Raw genomic sequence first — 2,177 nt, forward strand, 5'->3', positions numbered from 1 at the left:
ATACCGTTGACAGTCATAGAGTCAAAGCTCTCGTCTTGAATATTTCTTTGGGTAATCATATTAAATTGTTTTGTGGTTATTACTTATGCTTGGGAAGTTCAATGGCCCGAACCCAATTATCCTGGTCATTGAACATCTCGTCATTGATTCTTGCCGTGAACTCCAGCGGTGTCATCTTTTCAACCTCTGTATGCGGGTTGTTTTCGTAATCGAAAATGATCTCCTTGTCAGGAGCGTCACGTCCGAAATCATCCATAGGGAAAGAGAGCACCCACACCTCTTTGACCTCGTCTTTCCCGAGAAATCGTTTCAGGTTGTCCGTGTAAGCCGAACATCTGTCCCAGCCGGAGTCCACGAAAGCGGAGATCTCCGCCTCCATTTTATCCGTACTTTCTTTCAGGAAAGCGACGGCGTTCTGTTTCCAGAGTTTCTGCCCGACGCACAGTTCCAGATACCGTTCCCAGACGGTAACCAGCCAGTCGATATTGATTTCGTAAAGATGACGGCAGGGGAAACGCTCCCGGCTGCCGGGATTATAGAGCATGCAGCTCCCGTCCGGCCTGATCTCTTCCAGCTTGTACACGGTATATACCGGTATGCCGTGATGTTCAGCGTCCTCGCCTTCCTCCTCGACATAGACTGTGTGGGGTAGCAAGCCCTCCGGCATTTTTGGAATTGCCCTGAGATTGGCGATAATCTCCTGTTCCAGTTCTTTCTGTTTTTCCTGTAATTTCATTTTCTGTCAGTATTTAATTGGATTTTGCCTTCTTTGAATAACTTCTGTTTGTAGCGCCGGTATTCACGGATAATTTCAGTGTGCTTTTTTCGGTCAGGCTTGTACAGCCCCTTCGCCTTGCGTTTATTCAGCAGCTCCCTGTTACGCTTCTCCCTTTCGGGATTCACGATGAACGTAATCAGGCGGCGGCTTACACCGTACTCGCGTGCCAGTTGGCGCTGACTGACATCTTCCGTCATGTAACGGTGGAAAATCTCTGCCCGCTGTTCGGGTATCAGTTTTTGCCTGCGGTCATACCGTGTCCCGCAAATGGTTATTCCCGTGCTTCTGTATGGCATGGCTGTGTCTGTTTATCGTTTGTATTCCATGAATAAAAGTCGTAATAGCCTGATTTTTTTTACAGTTCATATCTATTTGATTTTGATTTAACTCTTGACCAAACAGCATTTCCGTTGTATATCAACTCATTTACGCTGAATTGCCCATTAGTGTACAGAGGAGTACTTCCAAACGCATCTATATTTCCGTCCATTTTCTTATTACCACAGATGTATATTTGAATTTTACCGGACTTCTTCGCCTCTTTAAGTAAAGCGGAAACACTTTCATCATTAACGCAGTGCCTACATCTTCCGTTTATCCATACAGATATGGAAGTTACTTCTTTTTCATAAGCACATCCCATTCCATCGGAGGCATGTGCTACTAAAACATCTTTATTCATTACTAAATTATTTATATCTTTTTCTTTCATGTCATTTGAGAGTTTCTTGTCACAAACAAGTTATCGTTGGTCCTGAGTCAATGTCAATTCCAATCGAAGCGTACTTTATAGGGAAGTAATATTCAACACCCTTACCATTAGCCATATAATAGTGGAGATTTCCCTCTTTTATCCAACACTCACGTACCGGAGAGTTATTAATACTTACTATCCTGTTGAAATTGATTTTTACCTTTTCTTTCTTGTCCTGAACGGCCAACTTAGTTTCTTCATTTTCGCCTTCGATTGCATCTTGAATTTGTGTGTCAAGACCAATTGGCGGTAATGTGATTTTTGTAGTTTGTATTTTCATTCTTAATTCTTTTGTTGTGTATTAATCGATAGATGCAACCATTCGGACAAATAGGATTGGGAATAATCTGTTTCTCCATGATTAAATTCATTCCTGTTTTTAATACTTCTGATTCCATACTTTATCTCCTTTTTGTTCGTATTTAAACTAAAACATTGATATATCGGCAGGCCATTTTTCCACGTCCGTATCTATAAGCATATGCGTGTATTTATCCGACGGGTATTTCTTTTGTGCCTTAAAAGTCGCTTCGATATAATTTTCCGCTTCTACAATAAAGTGTGGCATCTCATCTATATAATCTCTATAAGTATCTCCGTCCTTGTCGGTTATCCACTTATATTTAAAAATCTCAAAGGTATAAT

5 protein-coding genes are annotated in these 2,177 nt (G+C 41.4%); all 5 read right to left on the reverse strand.

Going from position 1 to position 2,177, the window contains the following annotated elements:
* Positions 1–79: 79 nt before the first annotated feature.
* Complete coding sequence (locus RDN79_RS18990; protein ID WP_117697577.1) at positions 80–736, reverse strand: hypothetical protein; 657 nt, start codon at positions 734–736, stop codon at positions 80–82.
* On the reverse strand, positions 733–1,074 hold the full coding sequence (locus tag RDN79_RS18995; RefSeq protein WP_308573367.1) for a hypothetical protein: 342 nt from the start codon (positions 1,072–1,074) through the stop codon (positions 733–735). Before RDN79_RS18995 ends, RDN79_RS18990 begins: the two co-directional genes overlap by 4 nt.
* A 59-nt stretch (positions 1,075–1,133) precedes the next feature.
* The gene (locus RDN79_RS19000) at positions 1,134–1,490 is read right to left on the reverse strand and encodes a hypothetical protein (RefSeq protein WP_308573369.1); all 357 of its coding nucleotides are present in this window, start codon (positions 1,488–1,490) and stop codon (positions 1,134–1,136) included.
* Positions 1,491–1,509: 19 nt separating this feature from the next.
* Entirely contained in the window at positions 1,510–1,812 is a 303-nt protein-coding gene (locus RDN79_RS19005; protein ID WP_117697572.1) for a hypothetical protein, read from the reverse strand.
* A gap of 147 nt (positions 1,813–1,959) precedes the next feature.
* Positions 1,960–2,177 (reverse strand): sulfate transporter (locus RDN79_RS19010; protein ID WP_151937725.1); only part of this gene is annotated, 218 nt, incomplete at its 5' end.

The organism is uncultured Parabacteroides sp. (assembly GCF_902493135.1).
Lineage (GTDB): Bacteria > Bacteroidota > Bacteroidia > Bacteroidales > Tannerellaceae > Parabacteroides.

What these genes read in the sequence shown, in the direction of transcription:
- RDN79_RS19005 (WP_117697572.1), bottom strand. Translation starts at nt 1,812, where the DNA reads ATGAAAATACAAACTACAAAAATCACATTACCGCCAATTGGTCTTGAC.
- RDN79_RS19000 (WP_308573369.1), bottom strand. Translation starts at nt 1,490, where the DNA reads ATGAAAGAAAAAGATATAAATAATTTAGTAATGAATAAAGATGTTTTA.
- RDN79_RS18995 (WP_308573367.1), bottom strand. Translation starts at nt 1,074, where the DNA reads ATGCCATACAGAAGCACGGGAATAACCATTTGCGGGACACGGTATGAC.
- RDN79_RS18990 (WP_117697577.1), bottom strand. Translation starts at nt 736, where the DNA reads ATGAAATTACAGGAAAAACAGAAAGAACTGGAACAGGAGATTATCGCC.